We start from the raw sequence: 20,546 nt of genomic DNA on the forward strand, positions 1-20,546 counted from the left end.
GAAGCGAGCCGCAAACCCGCGCCAGACGGCTCGCTTCGGAATCCGAAGCAGGACCGTACAGTACGTAGAGATCGTATGTATGAAGTACGTACGGTACCGCGCGCACGCGACACCGAAGACGCGCAGCCGCCATCCCCGCCCCATCGCTTCCAGACCTTGAAGGCCGAGCAGCAGGCCGGCGCGCTGGTCGCCCTGCAGCAGGTCGAGCCGTCGCTGCGCCAGGCCGTGCTCGACGAATGGGACGCACGCTGTCGGAGCAGCACGGTGCGCAACCCGGCTGGCTACCTGTTCGGCATTATCCAGAAGGCGATCCGCGGGGAGTTCAAGGCGTGGGTGGGACACCACCCGCCCGGCATGGACAAGTCGGCGTCGCCGCCACACCAGACCGCACCCTCGCCGACGCCCCCACCCGCCGACCCCGAGGTGGTCCAGCAGCATATCGAGCATCTGCGATCGTTGCTGCGCATGACCTGATCGCTGCCACGTCGCCGGAGCTATCCCCTGGGGATAACTCCATCAAGCGCTACCCGCATCCAGCTACCCTGCGCACTGGTATGTCGGATCGCGTGCCATCAGGCCGGCCGTCAGGCTCGCTCCCGCAGACGGGCACGACTCGGCTCTCCGTATCGCCATCCCCTGGGGATGGCTGGCACAGGCGGCCTTCCACGAACGGCATTCGGGCGGACGACGGCTGCGGTTTGTTGACTGACGGCCTTCCAGCCGGTGGCGATGGTGGCGACTGTTCCTTTACCGCGAGTCGTCGCCATGGCCAACGAACCCCTGCAACTGAATCTCGGATCGCTGCGCAGCGCGATGTCGCTGACGCTGCACACCCATCATGCCTCGCGCATCTGGCACGGCCGCGCGCCGGCCGAGGGGCGCCCCGGCATTGTCGGCCTCAACGGCTTCATCAGTGTGATGAACAAGATGAAGCGCGGCGCCGAGCAGGACGATCCCTACTCGGACTGGTGGATGCTGCGCATCGAGGACAAGCTGGCCGATACCAAGATTCGCTTGCAGACGCTGCGCGAGCAGGTGGACCAGGCGCTGTCCGGTGTTCCTCCCGCACTCAGCCTCGGCGAGAACCTGAACGTGCAGCCGGTGAAACTGCCGCTCTTCGTCAATGCCCAGCTCGGCTTTGCCGCCGTCTACCTGCTGGCCGACTACGACGACCTGGCGCGCAAGCTGATCCTGGCGCATCACACGGCGCTGATCGACCGCAGCACGCTGGAACGCTGGCTCAACGATGGCGCGCATGCGCTGCGCAGCCTGTTCTCCCTGGCCCAGCAGTACCGCTATTCCGGCACGACGCGCGACGACTTCGCCGCGAAGAATGCCGCGGCGCGGGCGGCGCTGGAGAAGTTCGGCGAGTTGCCCCAGGACGTGCTCGAAGGCACGCGCCGTTCGCGCTTTGCGCCACCCATCGCACGGCGGGGGAACCGGCCCGAGGCACCGGCCGCGGACGCCTCGGAGTCAAGCCTCGCCGATGGCGCAGCCGACGCCGCGACGCAAGACGAAGGCGCCAAGGCATGACGGCAGCGTCTTCTTCCGGCCGTCCAGCACGCTTCATTCCGCTGGGACAGGCGGACTTCCAGCGGCTGGAACACGCAGGCTACCTAAAAGGCCTTTTACAGCCCTTTAAAGGTAAGGGGAGTCTGGAGACCTGGGCCAGCCAGTGCATGGCGCTGCGCGAGGAGCTGATCGCTCTGGCACAAGGGCAGGTGTTGCCGCAGGCGCGGGCCTACCCCTTTAATCTGCTCGATGTGCAACTGGCCCAGCAGACGACTGGCGCAGGGACGACCTTTCTGCGCTGGCGCAACCCCGACCGCTCGGCCATGGGTGTGACTTTGTGGGAGTCGCTGCTCGATCGCCCCGCGACACCGGCCTCGCTGATCGACGACCTGTATGCGATCGAACTTCAGCGCATCGCGCTGAACATGCAGATCAGCCTGACCCACAGCATCGCCCGCCTCGCCCTGGAATGCGCCAGCAGGATGGCCCAAGCGGAGGCGACCTATCTGCGACGAGTCCAAGGGCCTGTCGCGTCCGCTTCTACCACACCCGCCACCACCCCCAAGGAGCCACCATGAGCACGCACTTCATCGGCGAGGGCAACATCGGTTCTGCGCCGGAGTACCGCGAATTCCCCAACGGCAACGACGAACCGCGCAGGCTGCTGCGCCTGAACGTCTATTTCGACAATCCCATCCCGAAGAAGGATGGCGAGTACGAGGACCGCGGCGGCTTTTGGGCACCCGTGGAGCTGTGGCATCGCGATGCCGAGCGCTGGCAGTCGCTGTACCAGAAAGGCATGCGCGTGCTGGTCGAAGGCCGCACCGTGCGCGACGAATGGGAGGACGCCGACGAGAACGAGCGCGTCACCTTCAAGATCGAGGCCCGGCGCGTTGGCATCCTGCCGTACCGCATCGAGGCGGTGACGCTCGGCACCAGGCCCGCCGGGAGCCAGTGACCAGGCATCGCGGGCGGCTGTAGCAACCGTCAGACGCCCGCCATGCATCAGCGGGCTATCCCCTGGGGATAGTTCCACTGCGCTCCACCGAGTTCCAGCGGCCCTCCCGACACCAATCTCCGGCCCCTCATACCCCGGCGATCCGAGCATGCCGCTGTGGCAACCATTCCCCAGCCGATCACAAATCGGAGCCCCTGCCGTCCGGCTTCCTCGCAGCCGGTCTCACCTGGCCCAGCCATGCTGTTGTCCATCCGATGAACCGCACATTTCCGAGGAAGCTTCAGCATGCGCGTGTCCCTGTGCGAGAAGCCATCCCAAGGCAAGGACATCGCCCGCGTGCTGGGTGCCGGCCAGCGTGGTGCCGGCTGCTACAGCGGCGCGGGTGTCGTCGTGACCTGGTGCATCGGTCATCTGGTCGAAGCGGTTCCGCCCGAGGGCTATGACGATCGTTACAAGCGCTGGACCCTCGAGCAACTGCCCATCATCCCCGAGCGCTGGCGCGTCGATCCCAAGGCTGCGACCGCCGCGCAGTTCAAGATCGTCAAGCATCTCGTAGGCCAGGCCAGCGAGTTGGTCATCGCCACCGACGCCGATCGTGAAGGCGAGATGATCGCTCGCGAGATCATCGAGCTGTGCGGCTACCGCGGGCCGATTCAGCGCCTGTGGTTGTCGGCGCTCAACGATGCGTCGATCCGCAAGGCACTGGGCGCGCTGAAGCCGTCGGCCGAGACGCTGCCGCTGTACTACTCGGCTCTGGCCCGTTCGCGTGCCGACTGGCTGATCGGCATGAATCTGAGCCGGCTGTTCACGCTTCTAGGGCGGCAGGCCGGCTACACCGGCGTGCTGTCGGTGGGCCGGGTACAGACGCCGACGCTGAAGCTGGTGGTGGATCGCGATCGCGAGATTGCGAGCTTCGTCTCGGTGCCGTTCTGGGCGATCGAGGTCACGCTGTCCCATGCCGCCCAATCCTTCATTACAGGTTGGACGCCGCCGCAGGGTTGTACGGACGACGCCGGCCGCTGCCTTCAGCAGCCGGTCACCCAGCAGGCAGCCGACCGCATGCGCGCCGCCGGCAGCGCCCAGGTGGTGTCGGTCGAGACGGAGCGGGTGCGGGAAAGTCCGCCGCTGCCGTTCGACTTGGGCACGCTGCAGGAGGTGTGTTCCAAGCAGTTGGGCCTGGACGTGCAGGAGACGCTGGACATCGCCCAGGCGCTGTACGAGACGCACAAGGCGACGACCTACCCGCGCTCCGACTCGGGCTACTTGCCCGAGAGCATGCTGGCCGAGGTGCCGACCGTTCTCGACAGCCTGGTCAAGACCGATCCCGGCCTGCGCCCGTTGACCGACCGCCTGGACCCGACCCAGCGCTCGCGTGCCTGGAACGACGCCAAGGTCACGGCGCACCACGGCATCATCCCGACACTGGAGCCCGCCAACCTGTCGGCCATGAACGACAAGGAACTGGTCGTCTACCGACTGATCCGCGCGCATTACCTCGCGCAGTTTCTGCCGCACCATGAGTTCGACCGGACGGTGGCGCAGCTCGCTTGCGGCGGGCAGTCGCTGCAGGCCGTGGGCAAGCAGATCGCCGTGGCCGGCTGGCACCAAGTGCTGGCGGCGCCGGAGGAAAGCGACGCGGACGGCGATGACACCCCGCGCAGTCAAGTTCTCCCGGCGCTGCGAGCCGGATTGTCCTGCCAGGTCGGCAATGTCGATCTGAAGGCGCTCAAGACCCTGCCGCCCAAGCCCTACACGCAGGGCGAACTGGTCAAGGCCATGAAGGGCGTCGCCAAGCACGTCACCGACCCGCGCTTGAAGCAGAAGCTCAAGGACACGACGGGCATCGGCACCGAAGCCACGCGCGCCAACATCATCGGCGGCCTGCTTGGCCGCGGCTATCTACTGAAGAAGGGCCGCGCCATCCGCGCCTCGGATGCCGCCTTCATGCTGATCGACACCGTACCGGCGGCCATCGCCGATCCTGGCACGACGGCGGTCTGGGAGCAGGCGCTTGACATGATCGAGGCCGGCCAGATGACTTTGGACACCCTCATCGCCAAGCAATCCGCCTGGGTGGCCCAGCTCGTGCAGCAGTACAGCGGTGCAACGCTCGCCATCAAGCTGCCGCCGTCTCCCTCCTGCCCACAGTGCGGCGCGCCAATGCGCCAGCGCACCGGCAAGAACGGCGCTTTCTGGTCGTGCAGCCGCTACCCGGATTGCAAGGGAACGCAGCCAGTCGATACCTCGACAAGCAAGCGTGGAGCGCCGCACAAGCAGAGGGCTTCACGCAAGGCGTCCTGACGCCGACGAATCCCTTCGCCACGCCGGCCGTTTCTAGCGGCGGGGCCAACCTCTCCCGCGCAACGCGGGATTCCCCAGCACACGTCCCCTTCTGCAACGGTGTGCACGTCTGGCTTGCCCAACGACGGGCTCGCGAGACGAGAAGGCCGTTTCTCCGCGAATCGCGTCTGTCGCGACTCCATTGATCGAGATGCTCCTGTCGATGACGCGGGGTCTCCTGACGCCTGGCGGACCTGTGTCGTAGCGAGCCGTCAGGAGACCCCTCGGGTCGACGGTATTCGGTGCCGGTGCCCGCCGGCGGAACAACGGGCTCCCTTTGTGCGCGGATGTGTGCCGAAGGATGTCGACCCCAGCCACGACACGGGTCGGGTGCAGCAGCTGTTCCAGCGGCGGGCTTTGACGACGGCCGTGCCGGGACGGCGACTCACGGGTGGCGACTTGTTCTTAGCCGAAGGCTCAGGCGTTCGGCATTTTCTTGGCTTGATCCCGGTCTCCCTTGATCTCATGGCATCGGAGTTGAAGAATCTGCCTTGCCACTGCCCTGTCCGAGGTGACTATAATGCGCGGACAGCCGCGTCACGCTGAACCTGCTGCCGGGTTAAACGACGTTTCTCCCATTCCCCTTTCGCTGCTGACCGTGCCTATTCCCCGGTCGATGCGTAATCGGCAGACATCGACCATGCGCAGAGGAATTTGGCATGTCTGAATCGACGTTTTTCGTCTCCGAAGCCGCGGTACGCAATCTCAAGCACCTTGCCGAACGGCGTGTCAGCGGAGTCTCTTCTTCCCATTTGAGTGAGTGCGTGGCGTCAGCCTTGGGATTCAAGACCCATGCGGCGTTGCGTGCAGCGCTGGCAGGCAGTGCAACCATTGAGGTCCCGAAACCCAGCAATGCCAAGTTGGTGCAGCGCCTTCGTCAACTCGGCTATGCCTCCGTGCCCGACGATCTGAAGCTGGTGCCGGAGTTCGAGCACTCCTACTCGCCGTTCCGATCCTTCCCGCTCAGGAAGGGACGTAGCGTGCGCTGGCAAGCGTGGCGCAACCTGCTGGTGGCTGCGATCAACGCCGGCCTGGAACACCGCTTGTTCGGGCTATCGCCCGGCGAAAACTGGTGGCCCGGCGGTGCGACGGAAAGCCACCAGTGCGAACGCAGCATCTACCGCTTCACGTTCGATGGGGATCTGTCTGCGGTTGCCAGCGTAGACGCCATCAGCGGCGACGAGCTTTCTCTTCATGTCGTGCTCAACCCCCGCAACGAGGAGGTGGAGCCAGGTCCGTTCAGCGGTTTGCGCGATGGGGATGCCTGCGCGCATTGCTGGGTGGAACGGCGATTGGGTGCGTGGATTCAGGATGGCGGCGAGGATTTCTCATGCAAGCGCGTCGTGCAATCACGGCTGGCCGGCCTGAAGATTGAGCCGCGCGGCTATTCGGACCAAGGCAGCTTCTTCATGTAGGCCTATCCCGCCCGGGGTGCGGTGCCGGATCTGAGCGTGTCGGCGCCGTGCCCTGCCAGGCCCAGGGACTGCACCCTGTGCCTGCGAAGCCGTCACGATCCTCTGGTGTCGATCCTTCGCACCAGCGGCTCCGCACGGAGCCGGCCTTTCCGGACAGTACCGCGCAGCGGTCGGTGGTCTGCCTTCTTTGGTAGTCCAAGCACCACAGGCATCCGCCCAGCGCGCGCCTGCGTTTAACCAGATCACCACTTCCCGCACGCCCCGCCTCGACAGCGCTTTCTCTCCCCACCTCTGGCCAATCGGGTCGGTGCCGGCCTCTCATTTCGGCATGACTTGGGCGATACGTGGCCCGATGCTGCCGGTATGCGTCGCTGACCTCCGTCAGCACCATGCCCAGGCAGCCCCGGTCTTCAAGGCTGCAACGCGGTTCGCCGCGTGGATCGAACCAGTCCGCCTCGCATCACCCACCGCGGACGAGCGTTTTCACAACGCCGATGCTTTTTCCTTCAACCCCTCGGGAGGTTTCTGCTCCCGTCTTGGGGGTAGGGCTCCCGGTCCTTCAATCAGGAGAGCCCCATGTCCTTTGCATTCGCATCGGCGCCGCTGAGCGCTGCCCAGGCCCGCGCCGAAGCCATTGGCTATCTGGCCCTGACCTACACCGGCAAGCGCCTGCCCCTGCAGGTGCGCCATAGCGCCGCCGGCCACTACATCGGCACTGCCGACGAAGACGGCCCGGTGTCCCGAGAGTCCGTCGAGTACTTCCGCTCGCAGCGCGCCGCCAACCACGCCCTGGCAACGGGGTGCTGGCAGCAACGCATCCACCCCTGACTTCCACTTACCAGGAGTCATGTCATGAACCGGTCATTGCCCCAAGACGTCCTTGATCAGATCGCCGCGGAAGAACGGCACTTCGCCGAAGCGCCGCGGGCTTTCTTCGATGCGTGGAAGCGCGGTGCGGAAATCGCCGGCCCCGAATGGTTCGGCGACGGCACCCCCGAAGGCCTGCAGCGCGCCACCAGCAAGTGGGATCTGCGCCCCAAGGTGATGTTGCTCAACGACGCCCTGGATGTCCTCAGCGGCGGCCAGCGCATGTTCCTGTCCGCGATGGTGAGCTTCTACAACGCCCGTGAGGGCGGCGCGATGCTCAAGCGCTGCGGATTCGAGGGGCTGTCCGATCTGGGAGGCCTCGATCTGGAGCGCCGCCAGGTCATCGCCGATCTGGTGCTGAACTACAGCGGCTGGTGAGTCCGTTCACCGCGCTCGTCGTTTCTTTCCCCGGACGCATGCCGCGTCCATCCATCTCATCCTCAAGGGACAGACCTCCCTTGCGGGCGGGAGTCCCTTGGTCACCACAAGGAGTCTCCCATGGACACCCAATCCATCCGCGCACAAATGCCGTTGCTCGTTCGCGGCCACATGCCTTCCAACGTGCGCACCTTCAAGTTCAACATCTTCGACGGCCAGCCCAAGGTTTCGACGCTGGGTTTCCACATCGATCCCAAGCCCTTCGAGGGCAAGGTCATCGCCAGGACCGACGACGCTGTCATCGTCAAGACCGGGCGAGCCGAGTTCGCGGTACTCGACCGGGCGCTCGTGACCGAGGTGCCTGACGAAGGCACCAGGGTGCACGTCGAACCCTACGCCCGACGCCGCTTCGACGGGCAGCGCGCGGATACGCCCGAGGAACGCACCGAATTCACCGCCGACGGCCAGCCCTACACGGTGAAGACGCTCGTGCTCGGTTCCGCGCCGGCGACGCTGCCGATCCCCGAGCCCCGTTGCCCCGAGCTCCAGGAGCTGATCCAGCAGATGGAGCAGTTGCCCGCTCCCGACGGCTTCCGGCGCATCACCCACCTGTTGGTGGATGCCGGCGCACGGGACTTCACCTGGGTCGATCCGCTGCCCAAGGACATCATCGCGACGCCGCCGGCCATCGCCTTCACGGTGGCCACGGCGAAGTTCCAGGGACGCGTCACCGTGCTGTACGAGCGCGGGCTCGATCTGTACGCGCTGGAACTGCACCGAGACGGCGAGCTCGTCGAGCGGGTCGATGAGGTGTTCTTCGATGCGCTCGGCGAGACGCTGGAACGGTTGATCGACGACGGGAACTGGCGGCGCATCCGCGTGCAATGCCTGCCCGGCCACAAGTCTGCTCAGCACTGACCGCCACGCGGCCTCCCGTCCTCGCCGCGGGAGGCCCTTCATTCCTTTCCCCGGAGATCACATCCATGTCTATTCGATTCAAAGGCACCGAGCTGCGGCCCGTGCTCCTCGAAGCGGTGGTGAACCAATGTCGCGTCGTCCTGGTCAAGGATCAGGGCGTGTATCTCCTGGCCGAGCGTGGCGAGCGCAGGCCCGATGGGCGCCAGAAGCTCATCGCCTACGCCGTCGGCTGCAATCCGGATGTCGATGCCTTCGATGACTGGTGGGAGCTGGCGCGCGCCGAGTTTGGCGGCGACGATTTCGGCGAGTTCTTCGATCCGCGCGAAGGTGTCTTTGCGCTCATCCTCCAGAGCGCGAACGACCTCGAAGTGTCGGCCACGGCGACGCATCTGTCGCTGCGGGTCGTGGCCCCAATGCCGAACGGCAACTGACCGTCCCACATTCCCAGCCCCCGCTCCGGGGGCGTTTCATCGCCAGACGTTACGACAGAGGCCGTGACGGAGCTGTCATTCGGTAGCGGCGGCCGGTGCCTCAGCTTGCTGCTCGAGATTGGCTGCCTTCGCTTCGGCCGCTGGCGCCGCGGCGCGAGCCTTCCTCTTCCCCATCTTCTGCGCAGCGATTTCCAACCCATCCAGCGAGCCACCCTGCGCTAACCATGCGTCCACCCACTGCGGCCGACGGCCACGGCCCGACCACGCCAAATCCTTATTGTTCGGGTGCCGGTACTTCGCCGGCAGCGGCACCTTGGGGGCAATCAGCGCTTTCGCGGTGACGCTCTTGGCCTTTGGCGCTGCCGGCGCGGCGCTGCTGACGACGTCGGTCAGGGAGAGGCCGTGTTCTTTTGCCATCTTCGTGAGGCGTTTCAGCAAGTCGCTCTTGGTCGACGTTTTGCGCTTGTCGATTTCCTTGGCGATCTTCGTGCGGAACTGCTGGAGCTGAGGGAGTGTGTACTGGCTGAGATCCATGACGAGGTGAATTCTCCGGGGTCAAAGAAAATAACGACGAATCTCGGCGACGGTGCCGCTCGCTGTCATGTCCGATTGTACGCTGGACCGCAATTGCAATTGCGCGCCCTTTCGGGGTGGGATGGCTCGAACAGATCGTCGGCTGCCTTTCAGCCCGAAGCAGCCGGAACGGCCGCTTTGGCCGGGCCCAGAAAGCAAAGCATGTCGCCATCCTGTGTCATGGATGCTTCATCACGGAAGCTCCACCAATGCGGGCATTGACGAATCACGATATCCGCTCGCGTAGATGCCGTGTTGGTACCACGCTTCTCACCATGTTCCGCTGACTCCCGTCAGCAACATGCCCAGGTAGCCACGATCCTCAAGGCTACGACGCCGTTCCTGCCGCGTTGATCACCCCAGTTCGCACCGGCATCCGTGCGCGAACGGCCATCGGTTCTCGATGGCGATGCCACCAAGCTGTTCCATCAACCCACGCGGGGGTTCCACACCTTCCCCGCCTTGGGTCGGGTGTGTCTCCGCCTCTTTGTCCTTCAGGAGATTCACCATGACCACTTCCACCGACAAGTCCTACTTCGATCTGCACATCACCGGCCTCGGGTATCTCAATCGCATCCGTGAAGTGAAGCCCAAGAAAGGCGATGCGTTCCTGGCCTGCGACATCGCAGCCCTGAACGGTCCCAGCGACGACGTCTCGTACGTGCGTTTCGACACGCGCGTATCGGGCTCGGAAGCGCAGCACCTGGTGCGCCGCTGCATTCAGGCGGTCGACGCCGAGAAGAAGGTGATGATCGGCTTCCGCATGGGCGACCTGTGGACCGACAACTTCACCTACTCCAAGGGCAAGCGTGCCGGCGAGCAGGGTGTGAGCCTCAAGGCCCGCCTGCTGTTCGTCAGTTGGATCAAGGTCGACGGCAAGCTCGTCTACAAGGCCGAGCCCAAGCCGACCGAGACCGACGAGCGGGACCCGGAAGTCCCTGTGACGTCCGACGCGCCTGCTGCGCAGCAAGCCTCGGCACCGGAGCCTTCCGAGCCCGTCGCCGATGCTGCCGACGACGCAGCCGATGCCCCCGCATTGGCCGTTGCCGAGTCGTTCTGATCCGCAAGGCCCCATCCCCGGGGCCTTGTCTTCTCTTCGTCAGCAGGAGACCTTCATGATCACCCTCCCCGGCCAACTGGCCATCAAGACCATCCACGGCCGCAACGGCGATTTCAACGTCGGCCGCCTGGCGACCTCGATCGGTGAGTTCGTCGTGAAGAACGCCGAACTCGATCAGTACCGCGAGGGCAAGTACGACGGTGATTTCGTCATCGTCGAGATTCGTCCCTCCACGTACAACGCCAACGGCCGCATGGTCATCGAGATCCGCGCCCATCTGGGCGGGATGACACTGTCCAACATCGACGCCCTGAGCCGCGACGAAGCCCGCCGGCTGAGTCCGCAGGAAGTCGATCCGATCGATGAGGAAGCACAGGCACCCGCGCCGGCGGCGCCCCAGGCCAAGCCGAAGGCGAAGCCGCGAGGCCCGCGCGATCCCTTGGTCGATACCACGCCGTTCGGCAGCGAGCCAGCCACCTCATCTCCCGAGGCCTCGGCCGAGGCCGACGACGCGGCGCTGTTCGGTGCGCTCTGGCCGCTGGGCGAGATTGTCAAGCTCGATGCCACCGTCGCTCGTCGCGTCCTGCGCCAGCAGCGCGACCGTCTCGGTGCGTTGGGCTACGAGTTCGCCCCACTGTCCCAGGACTGGCATCTCGCCACGGCCTGATTCCTACCACCGCGCCAGCGGCGTTCCACCACCCACCGGGGTTCCTTCCCCGGCGGGGCGGGGCTCCGGTCTCTTATCCAAGGAGATCGTCATGCAACTCGCATCCCGCTTCGCTTATCGCTCCCCGGTGCTGCGCTCGAATCATCCACTGTCCGATGACCAGATTCGCACCGTCGCGCCCTCCATCTTCGCGGACACCCCGCACGAGAGTCGCTCCGAGCGGTACAGCTACATCCCCACGGCGGCTGTGCTGACCGAACTGCGCAAGGAAGGCTTCCAGCCGTTCATGGTGTGCCAGACCCGCGTGCGCCAGGAGGACCGCCGCGACTACGCCAAGCACATGCTGCGCCTTCGCCACGTAAGCCAGATCAATGGCGCCGAGGCAAACGAGATCATCCTGCTCAATTCGCACGATGGCACCAGCAGCTACCAGATGCTGGCGGGCATGTTCCGCTTCGTCTGCCAGAACGGCTTGGTATGCGGCGACACGTTTGCCGACGTGCGCGTGCCTCACAAGGGCAACGTCACCGATCACGTGATCGAGGGCGCCTACGAGGTGCTGCATGGCTTCGAGCAGGTGCAGGACTCGCGCGATGCCATGCGAGCCATTACGCTCAACAACAGCGAGGCCGAGGTCTTCGCCAGATCGGCACTGGTCCTCAAGTACGACGAGCCTGGCAAGACCCTGCCGATCACGGAGAGCCAGATCCTGCGTCCCCGTCGTTTCGACGACAACCACGCGGACCTATGGTCCACGTTCAACCGGGTCCAGGAGAACCTCGTCAAAGGCGGCCTGAGCGGCCGCAGCGCCAACGGCCGCCAGCTGCGCACACGGCCTGTCCAGGGCATCGACCAGAACGTCCGGCTCAACCGGGCACTCTGGCTGCTCGCGGATGGCCTGCGCAAGCTGAAAGCCTGCCCCCCATGCGGATCGTGCCCATCGCGGCATGGTCCGCTCCTTTTCTTCGCCGATCTGCGGGGTGGGCTCACGGTCTCAAAACGACCCTTGGCCGCTCACCTGATCGGTCTGATCGTCCGCTTTGCGGCGGTTGGTTACCGTCGCCCCCGCACCGAGCACTGAAGTCCAGTATCGGCCGTCTATCTGACGTTCGGGCCATACAGGGTGTTACCTGCCGAGGCAGGGCGTTACTCGTTCGTCCTTCCTGCGAATCGGTCTCTATCAGGGCCGCTCGATGTCCGGGTACAACAACGACGGCTCATATGATCCATGACGGTCTCGGCCAAAGTCGAACTCATAAAGCGTTACCGGCTTCAAGATCTGGACGTGTCGACCGAGGAAGAACGTGAATGCGTTTGGCGCGGCCACGAAGAGATGCACGCGCTCCATGAGGAGTGCAGGATTGGCCTCACGATCGCTCTTGAGGCGATCGGCCAGGCTCTCGGCGAGCTGATTCGCATGTGCGCCGCACTCGACTACGCTTTGCCCATTGGCGACATTGAGCCGGGCGATCAACACGCGACGAAAGCCTGGCAGCTTCTGCGCCACGTACTGACGCACCATGGGCGCGGTATCCCGCGTGATGCTGACCGCGCACGCCGTCCCCTGCCCTTCAGGAGAGACGATTTCCTCCTCGAAGACCCAGGTGGGCCACGAAGGTGAAGGCGGCCGGTCGTTCGGCGACCAGACGACGCGCGTCGGCGAGCGCTGAACGATCTCAATGATGCGACCAGACTTCGTATCCAGCACGGCGCCGGCCGCGAACGCGATCGTCGCGTGCGCGTCGATCGCCAACCGCAGATGCCCGTCCTCTGCCGGCAGCTTCAGCAGGAACTCCTTTAGGCGAGGCTGTATCGATGCCTTCCAGGCATTCGTATCACGGATGAAACGATCGTCGAACGCCGGCACCATGTTCAGGGTGTCCTCGCACACGAGTTCGAGCCGATCGGACGCATGCTCGAAGGTCTTTACGCCATACATGCGCACCGATTTCTCCGGCGCTGCGAGCAGCCCCTCGTCGCCGCACTTCTCCCGGAATGTCTTGCGATCGAACTCGGTTCTCCGCTGGCCAACCCATTCGAAAATGTTGCCGTCGTAGATCGTGCTGCTCGAACTCGGATCGGGTCGTTTCAACCCCGCGAACCGGCACGCCACGTCCAGGCGATCACGCAGCATGTCGAGCGATTCGCTCGTGTGCGTGAGGCTGAGCGCGACGCCCAGGGCACGCAGTTCTGCTTCGTCGATGCCCAGGTGCGACATCCACAACTGCCGCAACTTGAACATCGCGCTGCGCTCGGTCTTGCCCGTGAACATCTCCTCGATGTTCAGGGTGAACGACTTCATGCGCAGCAGGGTGTGCAGTGGGTCGTCGACACGGGTGCGATGGTTAGTCACCAGCGAGAGTTTTGACGTCCTTCCCTCCGCCCGGTCATATTGAAGCGCGCTGTAGGCGCGTTGCAGCATCGAGGTCGTCTGGGCGTTGATGAACGCGGGCAGCGTGAGATCCTCGAAGGTGTAGTAGCCGCCCGTGGCGTGCCACTTGCACTGCATCCGCTCCACGAAGATCGCGTTCCCGAACTGGTTCTTCGGCGCGTGCGCGGGGTCGTACTCCACCCAGATGTCGTCAAAGCCGCGAGGGCCAGCTTCGAACCCCACGCGCGTTACCCTGCCCTCTGGATCAAGCAGGTGTGCCGCGTGCAGCCAGAACGTGCGCGCCTGAAACGTGTCCCCATCGCGCCGCGTGACCACCGCCTGCGTCATTGAGTTCTCCCGTCTTCAGCTCAGGGGAAACATCGGACCGAAGAGTTCGCGCCAGGTCCTCAGCGCCTCGCCGTTGCGCCCCTGGCGCACATGGTTGATGGCAATGCCGGCTTGGTGAGCCGCCTCTTCCAGAGCGCGGCGGGCGTTCGCGATGCGGGTCGCGTCCATCGAGGCGCTGATCGGCGGCCCCAGCCCCGTGGGATCGGCCCAAGTCTCGCCGATACGCTGAGCGAGGGTGGCGAAAAAGGCCTGCATCTCCCGATCGAACTGGCCGCTCCAGCCACCATACAGGCAGTCGAGCGCCATGACCTCGATCAGGAACGACGGCTTCACGGGTTTCTCGCCATGCTTTTTGTTGTTGTTCCAGTACTTCGCCATCCGCACGAGTCCCTTCCACTCGCTGCCGTATGCGCGGTGCGCATTAACGGCCTTTTCGGCGTGCTTCTGCGGATTGGTCTTGATCCACTTGCCGGTATCACCGTCAGGAATCTCGTAGTCGTCGCCGCTGTCGAAGGCCGGCACGACATCAACACTCAAGATCTTGTAGTCCGTCTTGTCCTCTTCCTTCACGTCGACGCCGAAGTCGATGTTGATGGAACGACTCTGGCGGCGCACCGCCTTCTCGCCGTACTTCTCGACGAGCACCTCCTTGTACTTGTCAAGAACGACGCCGGCAGCCTCATCCCGATAGTGTCGCTCGGCCTGCTTCATGACGAAGAAAATGTCGATATCCTTGAGCGGCTTGGTCTTGGTATAGCGGGCGTACGAGCCCGTCAGGAAGTCGCGGTCGATCGCGAACTTCGTGCGCACGAACTCGCGGACCTCCGTGTGCCGTGCGCTCGCGTTCTTCTGCTCGCGATCGTTGAGCTCCAACCGGGACTTGAACTTGCGGAATGCCTCGTCGACGGTCAGCATCAGGCCTTTCTCCAGTAGGTGGTGTTGGCGCTCAGGCCGTTGTGTTCGACGGTAGTGCCGAGGCTTTGGCGAACCATGCCGTCGGTCGAGCGCAGGGTGCAATTGCTCCAGCCGCTGACATCAGGTCGCCCTGGCTTGTTGTGCACCGACACTCTGTAGTCGGCCTGTGAGGGAACAAGCCCGGCTTTCTTGATGGCCCACTTCAACTGGTCGGTGTCGGTCCAGAAAGTGCCTGCCGATACGTCCCACGTGTAGACGACCTCGATGTCCCAGCGGAACAGCAGGCCGTCGGTCTTCGGATCGAAGATCTCGAGCGTCACGCTCTCGAGATGTCGGGACTCAATCCACGCGCTGAGACCGCGCAGAAGAACGGCCCAGTCGTTGACCAGCTTGGTCGGATCCAGGCCGCTCAGCCTGATGATGTCCTTCAGGCTCTTCAGGATGTTGTCGGCCACATAGACGACCGACTGCGTGTACGAGAAGACGGCTACGGCACTCATGATTTCAGGAAGGCATCGACGTTGAGGGACAAGCCCTGTGATTGCGCAGCCGCTTTCTCACTTTCGCCCAGCGTGGCTGTCTGGTCGCGGGCAGTGATCCTCGTGCTCTTGGCCTTCAGCGCACGCTGCACCCATTCGAGATCGTCCGCGGGGCATGGCAATGAAACCGACCAATTACCCTTCAGCGGGTCGAAGCCCAGGACGTCCTCCTTCGCGTCCGACCCGTCAATCGCGTCTTCGTCGTAGAGGCAGTAGACCCGGGTTCGCGGCCCATCACAGGTAACAACGATGGCGGCGTCCTTGGGCGCGCGCTCGGCGATGATCGAGCCAGCTACGCCGGCGACGGATTGCAGCTCTGCCTTCGCGGTGCCCTCCTTGCCCTGCGTCAGCAGTTCAACGATCAGCGCCCAGGTCTGAGCGGTGTCCCGATGCGGCGAGCTACGGATCACGCGGCTGGCGACGGTGCTCATTTCGCACCGCCCTTGTCGGTCCGGGCTGCCTTGGCGGCCTTGGCTGCATCCAGCAGATCCGTGATCTTCAGTTGCGCCGGAGCAATGGCGACTTCCTTCCGCATGGTGAGCGCCGCAGCGACCGTCTTGCGGATCGCCCGTCCGTCGAGACCGACAACCTCATCCACCACGGCGTTGAACCTCGGGCCGGTTGCCAGATCGGCGATCGACGGATACGTCTGCGCCAGGCCGTTCAGGCACTCGCGCAAGATCTGCTCGCAGGCCGCTGCGCCCGGCATCGGGATCTCGAGTACCAAGTCGCACCGCGACGTGAACGCGCTATCCACCGCTTGGGGAAAGTTGCTCGTGGCGATGAAGAGCAAGTTGTGGTGCGTCTCCGCGAGAGCGTCCAGTTGAACCAGCACTGCATCGGTGGCGCGATGGACGTCGACGGGGTTTGCCTGCAAGCTCAACTTGCTACGATCAGCCGCGAGGGTCTCAACCTCATCCAGCAGGACGATGGTCGGGCCGGTGAGCGCGCTCTCCGCGATCGTCTGCGAGAACAGGTCGGAGACAGCCTTCTGAGTCTTGCCCATCATGGCGCTGCCGAGGGCGTGAGGATCGACCTCAAGCAGCCGGAACTTGCCCTTGTCGAACACCGCTGCCGTCTCCGCAGCGAGGCCTTTGGCCAGTGAGGTCTTGCCGGTGCCCGGCTGGCCGACCAGGAGGATCGTGCCGTGCAGCGGGAGAACGGTTCGCGCGACCTTGCTCCTGACCGTGAAGTTAACGATGGCCTGCGAGAGTAGTTGGTCCTTGGTCCTCTTCTCGATCACGATCGATGACCACAGCTCGCGCAGACCGCCGTCGGGGAGCGACGTGATGCGATGGATACCTTTTGCGTTTTCGGGAGGCGATGACATGGCTGGCTACAAGCGTCCAATGGCGTAAGTCGGGCGTATTGCCGCTACCCCACTGCCCGTTGCAGAGCACAGCGCGCGCGGCCACATCCTCTTCACATGTCGAGATCGACTGCTTGCGCATAGCTTATCACATCATCAATATGATTCGGTAAGAAGCCTAAAGCGATCCCAAAATATCCGCTGATCAAGTATCATTCGGCCATGAGCGAATTACCAACCAACCGGCGCGCCCGGCTGCTAGAGCACCTGCCTCGCGCGCAGCGCGAGAGGCTCTCCCACATTGACTTCAAGCTCTATTTCCTAGGAGAGCTGCGCCGTGCCGACGTCGTCGATCGGTTCGAAACCGGCCCTGCTGGCGCTACCCGCGACATCGCGCTGTACCGGGACATCGCGCCCGAGAACTTGGAGTTCGACGGGGCGACCAAGACCTATCGGCCGAGCGAAACCTTTGTGCCGTTGTTCGAGCACGCGCCGCAACGCGTGCTGACAGCGCTTTCCCAAGGTTTTGGCGAAGGCATCGGCGATCAGTTGCAGCCGATGATCCGGTGCGAGATACCGGCCGCACTCACCCTGCCCAAAATGTCGGTCCTGGCTCCGATAACGCGGGCCATCAACCGCAGCAAGGCTGTTCGGCTGGGCTACACATCGGTGGAAACCGGGCATACCGAGCGGGTGATCGTGCCGCTTGCTTTGGTCGACATCGGCCTGCGCTGGCACGTTCGCGCCTACTGCCGCCTCCGGCAAGAGTTTCGAGACTTCGTCTTCACGCGCATGGACAACCCGGAGGTCATAGAGGACAGCCAGGTGCAGCGGGAGGAGTCACCCGATCAGGACGTCCAGTGGAGTCGCATCATCGAACTCGATCTGGTACCCCATCCATCGCACAAGCGCCCCGAGATCATCGCCATGGACTACCCCATGGTCGATGGTGTGATGAAGGTGAAGGTGCGGGCCGCCAATGCAGGCTACATGCTACGCAGGTGGTCGGTCGACTGCTCTCCCAACCATCGTCTGGAAGGGCTTGAGTACGCGCTTTGGTTGAGGGACCCGTTGGCCCTGTACGGGGCGAGCAACGCCCAGCTTGCACCTGGCTACGAAGCCCCAAAGGGAAGAGACAAGTCCCGCCCGATCAAGGCGATGTGAGCTATATCGAGGAGACTTTCCACGGGTTGCGTTCGGCCTCAGGCGACACTCAACCACCTCTCAGCTGAGCGCCCGCCCTCAGCCTGAAGCAGACATTCGGGTGAGCTTCGCCTATGGCCAGTCATGCCCGAAGTCTGCCTTCGTCTCGCCCGGATTACCGAACCGCGCTACAGGGAACTGGAGTGAGGGTATTGCTGTCCACCGCCCTCCTCTGGGTATCGGGGCCAAGCGGGCAAACAAGGGCACCCTGCAAAGCGGTTTTTCGCTACGGCCCATTGATCACCTGAAGCAATCTGCCCCCATGTCCGTCGGCGATGCCGACAACATGCCCAGGTAGCCCAGACCCTCAAGGCTACGGTGCGTTGCGCCGCACTGGTCTTTCTCTTCGCCAAGCCGTTCCCGGCGCTTTCTTCCACCCCTTGGGGCAGCGTCTGCCCCGGCGGGCTGTGCTGCCCCTGATTCCTCCGAGGACAACAGCATGCCTGCTAACCATTCTTCCAAAACGCTGTACCGCATCGACGAGTGCCCCGACCTCATGGCAGACGGCTGCGTCGGTGACGAACACGGCAATCTGGTCTTCGTGTCCGTTTGGGCGCGCGACACCGCCGTCCAGGAGTTCCTGGCCCGCCTGACCCTCGGGCGTGATGAGCAGGGGCTGGAGCAGTTCCACATCCTCACGGACCAGGGCGCGAGCGTTCCGATTTTCGTCGGCAACGTCGAGAACCTAGAGAAGCGCATCACCCGCGCCTACCGCCGCACGCTGTTCGGCTCGCTGACGAACGTGTGGCTGTTCGACCGTCGCGCCGTGCAGCCCGACAAGGCCAACGCCAGCGCGCTGGCGCTTCTGCCCAGGGACTCCGCTCACCGGCTCGAACGGCTGTGGACGCTGGTGCACGACACCTGCCCGCTGCCACTGCTCGACCACTGGCGCGACACCGTGCTGGAGCTGTTGCAGACACGGCGGATGCTGACCGGTCTTCCCTTGGCCCTCGGGCCGCTGGAGGGCCATCGGCTGGCCCTCGATGTCCCGGCGCTGACGAAGGCGCTGGGCGAACTGATCCGCAACGGCACCCTCGGCGCCACGCAGTACGAACTGGCCGCGAACGCGCCGCTTCGGCGTGTGGCGTGAGCCATCTCCACGGGCATGCCCGCCGCGCGTGCCCGCCTTCCCTCATCCATCACCAGGAGAAATCCATGGCTCTCATGTTTCCGCGCCTGGCGCGCAACTTCATTCGTAACGGCTACTTCCCCACCGACGAGCCGACGCTTGAGCGGGCCTTGTCCGCACTGGCGCCGTCTCCCGGCTCCATGTCCATCCTCGACCCCTGCGCCGGCGAAGGCGTGGCGATTGCCGAAGCCGCCCACGCCCTCGGGCGCGAGCAGGTCCAGGCCTTCACCGTCGAATACGACGCCGAGCGTGCCCGCCACGCACGGCAACTTGTCGATCGCTGCATCCACGGCGACCTGATGGACACGCTGATCTCGCGCCAGTCCTTTGGCCTGCTGTGGCTGAACCCGCCCTATGGCGACCTGAGCAAGGATGCCAACGGCAACATCGGCTACCAGGGCCAGGGCCGCGCCAGGCTGGAAAAGCTGTTCTACCAGCGCTCGCTGCCGCTGCTGCAGTACGGTGGCGTGCTGATCTTCATCGTGCCGTCCTACGTGCTCGATGCCGAATTGGTCGGATGGCTGACGCGCCATTTCGCCGACCTGCGCATCTACCGAGCGGTGGAGACGCAGTTCAAGCAGGTGGTGATCTTCGGTCGCCGGGTTCGCCAGCGCGACCAGGCTTCGGATTCGGTCAAGGCCGTGCGCGGTCTGCTGCTGCAGATCGGACAGGGCGACGCCGAAGCCGAGGAGCTGCCGCTCGAATGGCCGTTCCTGCCGTACACCGTCCCTGCCAGCCCGGCCGAGCCGGAGCACTTCTATCGCGTGACGATGGAGCCCGAGCAGTTCGCCGATGAGGTCGGCCGGCTGCAAGGACTCTGGCCGGCGCTCGATACGCACCTGGGCGCCGCGCAGCAGTCGCTGCGTCCGCCCGCGCGGGCCTTGTCGCACTGGCATCTCGCCCTGGCCCTGGCCGCAGGCGCGATTTCCGGCGTAGTGACGTCCAGGACCGGGCGCGTGCTCGTCGTCAAAGGTGATACCCACAAGGAAAAGACGCTCCAGACGGAATACACCGAACGCGACGACGGCTCTGTGGCCGAGACGCGCATCCTCACCGACAAGTTCGTGCCGGTCATCCGCGCCTGGGACATGACGCCGAGCTCCCCGACTCGGGGCGAGGTGCTGACCATCCGCTGATTGTTGTTCCCCGACGGTTCGCCGTCATGCTTTTCACCCACCGGGGTCATGTCGCCCCGACGGGGTGCCGTGGCCCGCTTTTCCGAAAGGAGAGACCACCATGGCACTCACAATCCTTAACCTCGCGTCACAAGCACGCTTTTCGCCCGGGCAGGTGGTCATGACCGCCGGCGTCGACGAGTTGGTCCGACAGGGCCGGCTCAACCCCACGCCGTACCTGCGCCGCCATCTTCATGGCGACTGGGGCGACCTGAGCGACGACGATCGGCGATTGAACGACGCCGCGCTGAAGTCCGGCGAGGATCGTCTGTTTTCGTCCTACCAGGTCACGCCCGGCCTGAAGCTCTGGATCATCACCGAATGGGATCGCAGCGTCACCACACTGCTGCTGCCCAGCGAATACTGATCCGCATCCAGCGGCCTCGCGCCGCTTCTTTCTTCCCACCCAGGGGCATGTCACCGCCCCGTGGGGGAGGT

22 protein-coding genes and 1 pseudogene are annotated in these 20,546 nt (G+C 64.5%); 17 read left to right on the top strand and 6 right to left on the bottom strand.

What is annotated here, in order from left to right:
* Positions 1–75 precede the first annotated feature (75 nt).
* From M622_RS26250 to M622_RS26285, 10 genes are all read left to right on the top strand, one after another.
* The gene (locus tag M622_RS26250; RefSeq protein WP_021248570.1) at positions 76–474 is read left to right on the top strand and encodes a hypothetical protein; all 399 of its coding nucleotides are present in this window, start codon (positions 76–78) and stop codon (positions 472–474) included.
* 291 nt (positions 475–765) lie between these two features.
* Positions 766–1,533 carry a PFL_4669 family integrating conjugative element protein gene (locus M622_RS26255; protein WP_021248571.1) on the top strand — a complete coding sequence of 256 codons (768 nt, stop codon included), beginning with the start codon at positions 766–768 and terminating at the stop codon, positions 1,531–1,533.
* Positions 1,530–2,090 (top strand): DUF3158 family protein, encoded by a 561-nt coding sequence (locus M622_RS0120020; RefSeq protein ID WP_031346490.1) that lies wholly within the window; start codon positions 1,530–1,532, stop codon positions 2,088–2,090. The genes M622_RS26255 and M622_RS0120020 overlap by 4 nt, the downstream gene beginning before the upstream one ends.
* Positions 2,087–2,470: a single-stranded DNA-binding protein gene (locus tag M622_RS26260; RefSeq protein WP_021248573.1), complete on the top strand. Its 384-nt coding sequence runs from the start codon at positions 2,087–2,089 to the stop codon at positions 2,468–2,470. The genes M622_RS0120020 and M622_RS26260 overlap by 4 nt, the downstream gene beginning before the upstream one ends.
* A 285-nt stretch (positions 2,471–2,755) precedes the next feature.
* A complete protein-coding gene (locus M622_RS26265; RefSeq protein WP_021248574.1) occupies positions 2,756–4,771 on the top strand; it encodes a DNA topoisomerase III in 2,016 nt (671 codons plus the stop codon).
* A 698-nt stretch (positions 4,772–5,469) separates the two neighbouring features.
* A complete protein-coding gene (locus M622_RS39300) occupies positions 5,470–6,225 on the top strand; it encodes a hypothetical protein (RefSeq protein WP_021248575.1) in 756 nt (251 codons plus the stop codon).
* Between the two features lie 576 nt (positions 6,226–6,801).
* Positions 6,802–7,053, top strand: coding sequence for a hypothetical protein (locus M622_RS26270; RefSeq protein WP_021248576.1), 252 nt, complete (start codon positions 6,802–6,804; stop codon positions 7,051–7,053).
* Between the two features lie 24 nt (positions 7,054–7,077).
* Positions 7,078–7,470: a hypothetical protein gene (locus M622_RS26275; protein ID WP_021248577.1), complete on the top strand. Its 393-nt coding sequence runs from the start codon at positions 7,078–7,080 to the stop codon at positions 7,468–7,470.
* 120 nt (positions 7,471–7,590) lie between these two features.
* A complete protein-coding gene (locus M622_RS26280) occupies positions 7,591–8,388 on the top strand; it encodes a hypothetical protein (protein WP_021248578.1) in 798 nt (265 codons plus the stop codon).
* A gap of 65 nt (positions 8,389–8,453) precedes the next feature.
* A complete protein-coding gene (locus M622_RS26285) occupies positions 8,454–8,819 on the top strand; it encodes a DUF3085 domain-containing protein (RefSeq protein WP_021248579.1) in 366 nt (121 codons plus the stop codon).
* A 75-nt stretch (positions 8,820–8,894) separates the two neighbouring features.
* Here the strand turns inward: M622_RS26285 and M622_RS26290 are convergent, their stop codons facing one another.
* Positions 8,895–9,353 carry an H-NS histone family protein gene (locus M622_RS26290; RefSeq protein ID WP_021248580.1) on the bottom strand — a complete coding sequence of 153 codons (459 nt, stop codon included), beginning with the start codon at positions 9,351–9,353 and terminating at the stop codon, positions 8,895–8,897.
* Positions 9,354–9,900: 547 nt separating this feature from the next.
* On the opposite strand from M622_RS26290, the gene M622_RS26295 reads away from it, so the two are divergent.
* The 3 genes and pseudogenes from M622_RS26295 to M622_RS26305 form a co-directional block, all read left to right on the top strand.
* Positions 9,901–10,452 carry an STY4534 family ICE replication protein gene (locus M622_RS26295; RefSeq protein ID WP_021248582.1) on the top strand — a complete coding sequence of 184 codons (552 nt, stop codon included), beginning with the start codon at positions 9,901–9,903 and terminating at the stop codon, positions 10,450–10,452.
* A 55-nt stretch (positions 10,453–10,507) separates the two neighbouring features.
* Positions 10,508–11,119, top strand: coding sequence for a DUF3275 family protein (locus M622_RS26300; RefSeq protein WP_021248583.1), 612 nt, complete (start codon positions 10,508–10,510; stop codon positions 11,117–11,119).
* Between the two features lie 91 nt (positions 11,120–11,210).
* A pseudogene (locus tag M622_RS26305) lies at positions 11,211–12,035 on the top strand (DUF932 domain-containing protein); the annotation flags it as partial.
* 264 nt (positions 12,036–12,299) lie between these two features.
* Here M622_RS26305 and M622_RS26310 read toward each other — a convergent pair.
* The 5 genes from M622_RS26310 to M622_RS26330 are packed head-to-tail and all read right to left on the bottom strand — an operon-like array spanning position 12,300 to position 16,622.
* Positions 12,300–13,838, bottom strand: coding sequence for an SAVED domain-containing protein (locus M622_RS26310; RefSeq protein WP_021248585.1), 1,539 nt, complete (start codon positions 13,836–13,838; stop codon positions 12,300–12,302).
* Between the two features lie 15 nt (positions 13,839–13,853).
* Positions 13,854–14,753, bottom strand: a complete 900-nt coding sequence (locus M622_RS26315; RefSeq protein ID WP_021248586.1) for a CBASS oligonucleotide cyclase — start codon at positions 14,751–14,753, stop codon at positions 13,854–13,856.
* Positions 14,753–15,253 (bottom strand): hypothetical protein, encoded by a 501-nt coding sequence (locus tag M622_RS26320; protein WP_021248587.1) that lies wholly within the window; start codon positions 15,251–15,253, stop codon positions 14,753–14,755. Before M622_RS26320 ends, M622_RS26315 begins: the two co-directional genes overlap by 1 nt.
* Positions 15,250–15,723, bottom strand: coding sequence for a CBASS system Cap8 protein (locus M622_RS26325; protein ID WP_021248588.1), 474 nt, complete (start codon positions 15,721–15,723; stop codon positions 15,250–15,252). Before M622_RS26325 ends, M622_RS26320 begins: the two co-directional genes overlap by 4 nt.
* A complete protein-coding gene (locus M622_RS26330) occupies positions 15,720–16,622 on the bottom strand; it encodes an AAA family ATPase (protein ID WP_021248589.1) in 903 nt (300 codons plus the stop codon). The genes M622_RS26325 and M622_RS26330 overlap by 4 nt, the downstream gene beginning before the upstream one ends.
* Positions 16,623–16,823: 201 nt before the next feature.
* On the opposite strand from M622_RS26330, the gene M622_RS26335 reads away from it, so the two are divergent.
* The 4 genes from M622_RS26335 (at position 16,824) to M622_RS26350 (ending at position 20,475) form a co-directional block, all read left to right on the top strand.
* Positions 16,824–17,765 carry a helix-turn-helix transcriptional regulator gene (locus M622_RS26335; protein WP_021248590.1) on the top strand — a complete coding sequence of 314 codons (942 nt, stop codon included), beginning with the start codon at positions 16,824–16,826 and terminating at the stop codon, positions 17,763–17,765.
* A gap of 478 nt (positions 17,766–18,243) precedes the next feature.
* Positions 18,244–18,894, top strand: a complete 651-nt coding sequence (locus tag M622_RS26340) for a hypothetical protein (protein ID WP_021248591.1) — start codon at positions 18,244–18,246, stop codon at positions 18,892–18,894.
* 65 nt (positions 18,895–18,959) lie between these two features.
* Entirely contained in the window at positions 18,960–20,069 is a 1,110-nt protein-coding gene (locus M622_RS26345; protein WP_021248592.1) for a DUF6094 domain-containing protein, read from the top strand.
* A gap of 100 nt (positions 20,070–20,169) precedes the next feature.
* Entirely contained in the window at positions 20,170–20,475 is a 306-nt protein-coding gene (locus tag M622_RS26350) for a hypothetical protein (RefSeq protein WP_021248593.1), read from the top strand.
* Positions 20,476–20,546 lie beyond the last annotated feature (71 nt).

Origin of the sequence: Thauera terpenica 58Eu (genome assembly GCF_000443165.1) — a bacterium.
Lineage (GTDB): Bacteria > Pseudomonadota > Gammaproteobacteria > Burkholderiales > Rhodocyclaceae > Thauera > Thauera terpenica.

Bases quoted from the DNA above. Each gene is read 5' to 3' on its own strand.
- M622_RS26250 (WP_021248570.1), top strand. From the start codon at position 76: ATGTATGAAGTACGTACGGTACCGCGCGCACGCGACACCGAAGACGCG.
- M622_RS26280 (WP_021248578.1), top strand. From the start codon at position 7,591: ATGGACACCCAATCCATCCGCGCACAAATGCCGTTGCTCGTTCGCGGC.
- M622_RS26345 (WP_021248592.1), top strand. From the start codon at position 18,960: ATGGCTCTCATGTTTCCGCGCCTGGCGCGCAACTTCATTCGTAACGGC.
- M622_RS26310 (WP_021248585.1), bottom strand. From the start codon at position 13,838: ATGACGCAGGCGGTGGTCACGCGGCGCGATGGGGACACGTTTCAGGCG.
- M622_RS26300 (WP_021248583.1), top strand. From the start codon at position 10,508: ATGATCACCCTCCCCGGCCAACTGGCCATCAAGACCATCCACGGCCGC.
- M622_RS26260 (WP_021248573.1), top strand. From the start codon at position 2,087: ATGAGCACGCACTTCATCGGCGAGGGCAACATCGGTTCTGCGCCGGAG.
- M622_RS26290 (WP_021248580.1), bottom strand. From the start codon at position 9,353: ATGGATCTCAGCCAGTACACACTCCCTCAGCTCCAGCAGTTCCGCACG.
- M622_RS26275 (WP_021248577.1), top strand. From the start codon at position 7,078: ATGAACCGGTCATTGCCCCAAGACGTCCTTGATCAGATCGCCGCGGAA.
- M622_RS26340 (WP_021248591.1), top strand. From the start codon at position 18,244: ATGCCTGCTAACCATTCTTCCAAAACGCTGTACCGCATCGACGAGTGC.
- M622_RS26255 (WP_021248571.1), top strand. From the start codon at position 766: ATGGCCAACGAACCCCTGCAACTGAATCTCGGATCGCTGCGCAGCGCG.
- M622_RS39300 (WP_021248575.1), top strand. From the start codon at position 5,470: ATGTCTGAATCGACGTTTTTCGTCTCCGAAGCCGCGGTACGCAATCTC.
- M622_RS26295 (WP_021248582.1), top strand. From the start codon at position 9,901: ATGACCACTTCCACCGACAAGTCCTACTTCGATCTGCACATCACCGGC.
- M622_RS26350 (WP_021248593.1), top strand. From the start codon at position 20,170: ATGGCACTCACAATCCTTAACCTCGCGTCACAAGCACGCTTTTCGCCC.
- M622_RS26315 (WP_021248586.1), bottom strand. From the start codon at position 14,753: ATGCTGACCGTCGACGAGGCATTCCGCAAGTTCAAGTCCCGGTTGGAG.
- M622_RS26265 (WP_021248574.1), top strand. From the start codon at position 2,756: ATGCGCGTGTCCCTGTGCGAGAAGCCATCCCAAGGCAAGGACATCGCC.
- M622_RS26270 (WP_021248576.1), top strand. From the start codon at position 6,802: ATGTCCTTTGCATTCGCATCGGCGCCGCTGAGCGCTGCCCAGGCCCGC.
- M622_RS26320 (WP_021248587.1), bottom strand. From the start codon at position 15,253: ATGAGTGCCGTAGCCGTCTTCTCGTACACGCAGTCGGTCGTCTATGTG.
- M622_RS26330 (WP_021248589.1), bottom strand. From the start codon at position 16,622: ATGTCATCGCCTCCCGAAAACGCAAAAGGTATCCATCGCATCACGTCG.
- M622_RS26335 (WP_021248590.1), top strand. From the start codon at position 16,824: ATGAGCGAATTACCAACCAACCGGCGCGCCCGGCTGCTAGAGCACCTG.
- M622_RS0120020 (WP_031346490.1), top strand. From the start codon at position 1,530: ATGACGGCAGCGTCTTCTTCCGGCCGTCCAGCACGCTTCATTCCGCTG.
- M622_RS26285 (WP_021248579.1), top strand. From the start codon at position 8,454: ATGTCTATTCGATTCAAAGGCACCGAGCTGCGGCCCGTGCTCCTCGAA.
- M622_RS26325 (WP_021248588.1), bottom strand. From the start codon at position 15,723: ATGAGCACCGTCGCCAGCCGCGTGATCCGTAGCTCGCCGCATCGGGAC.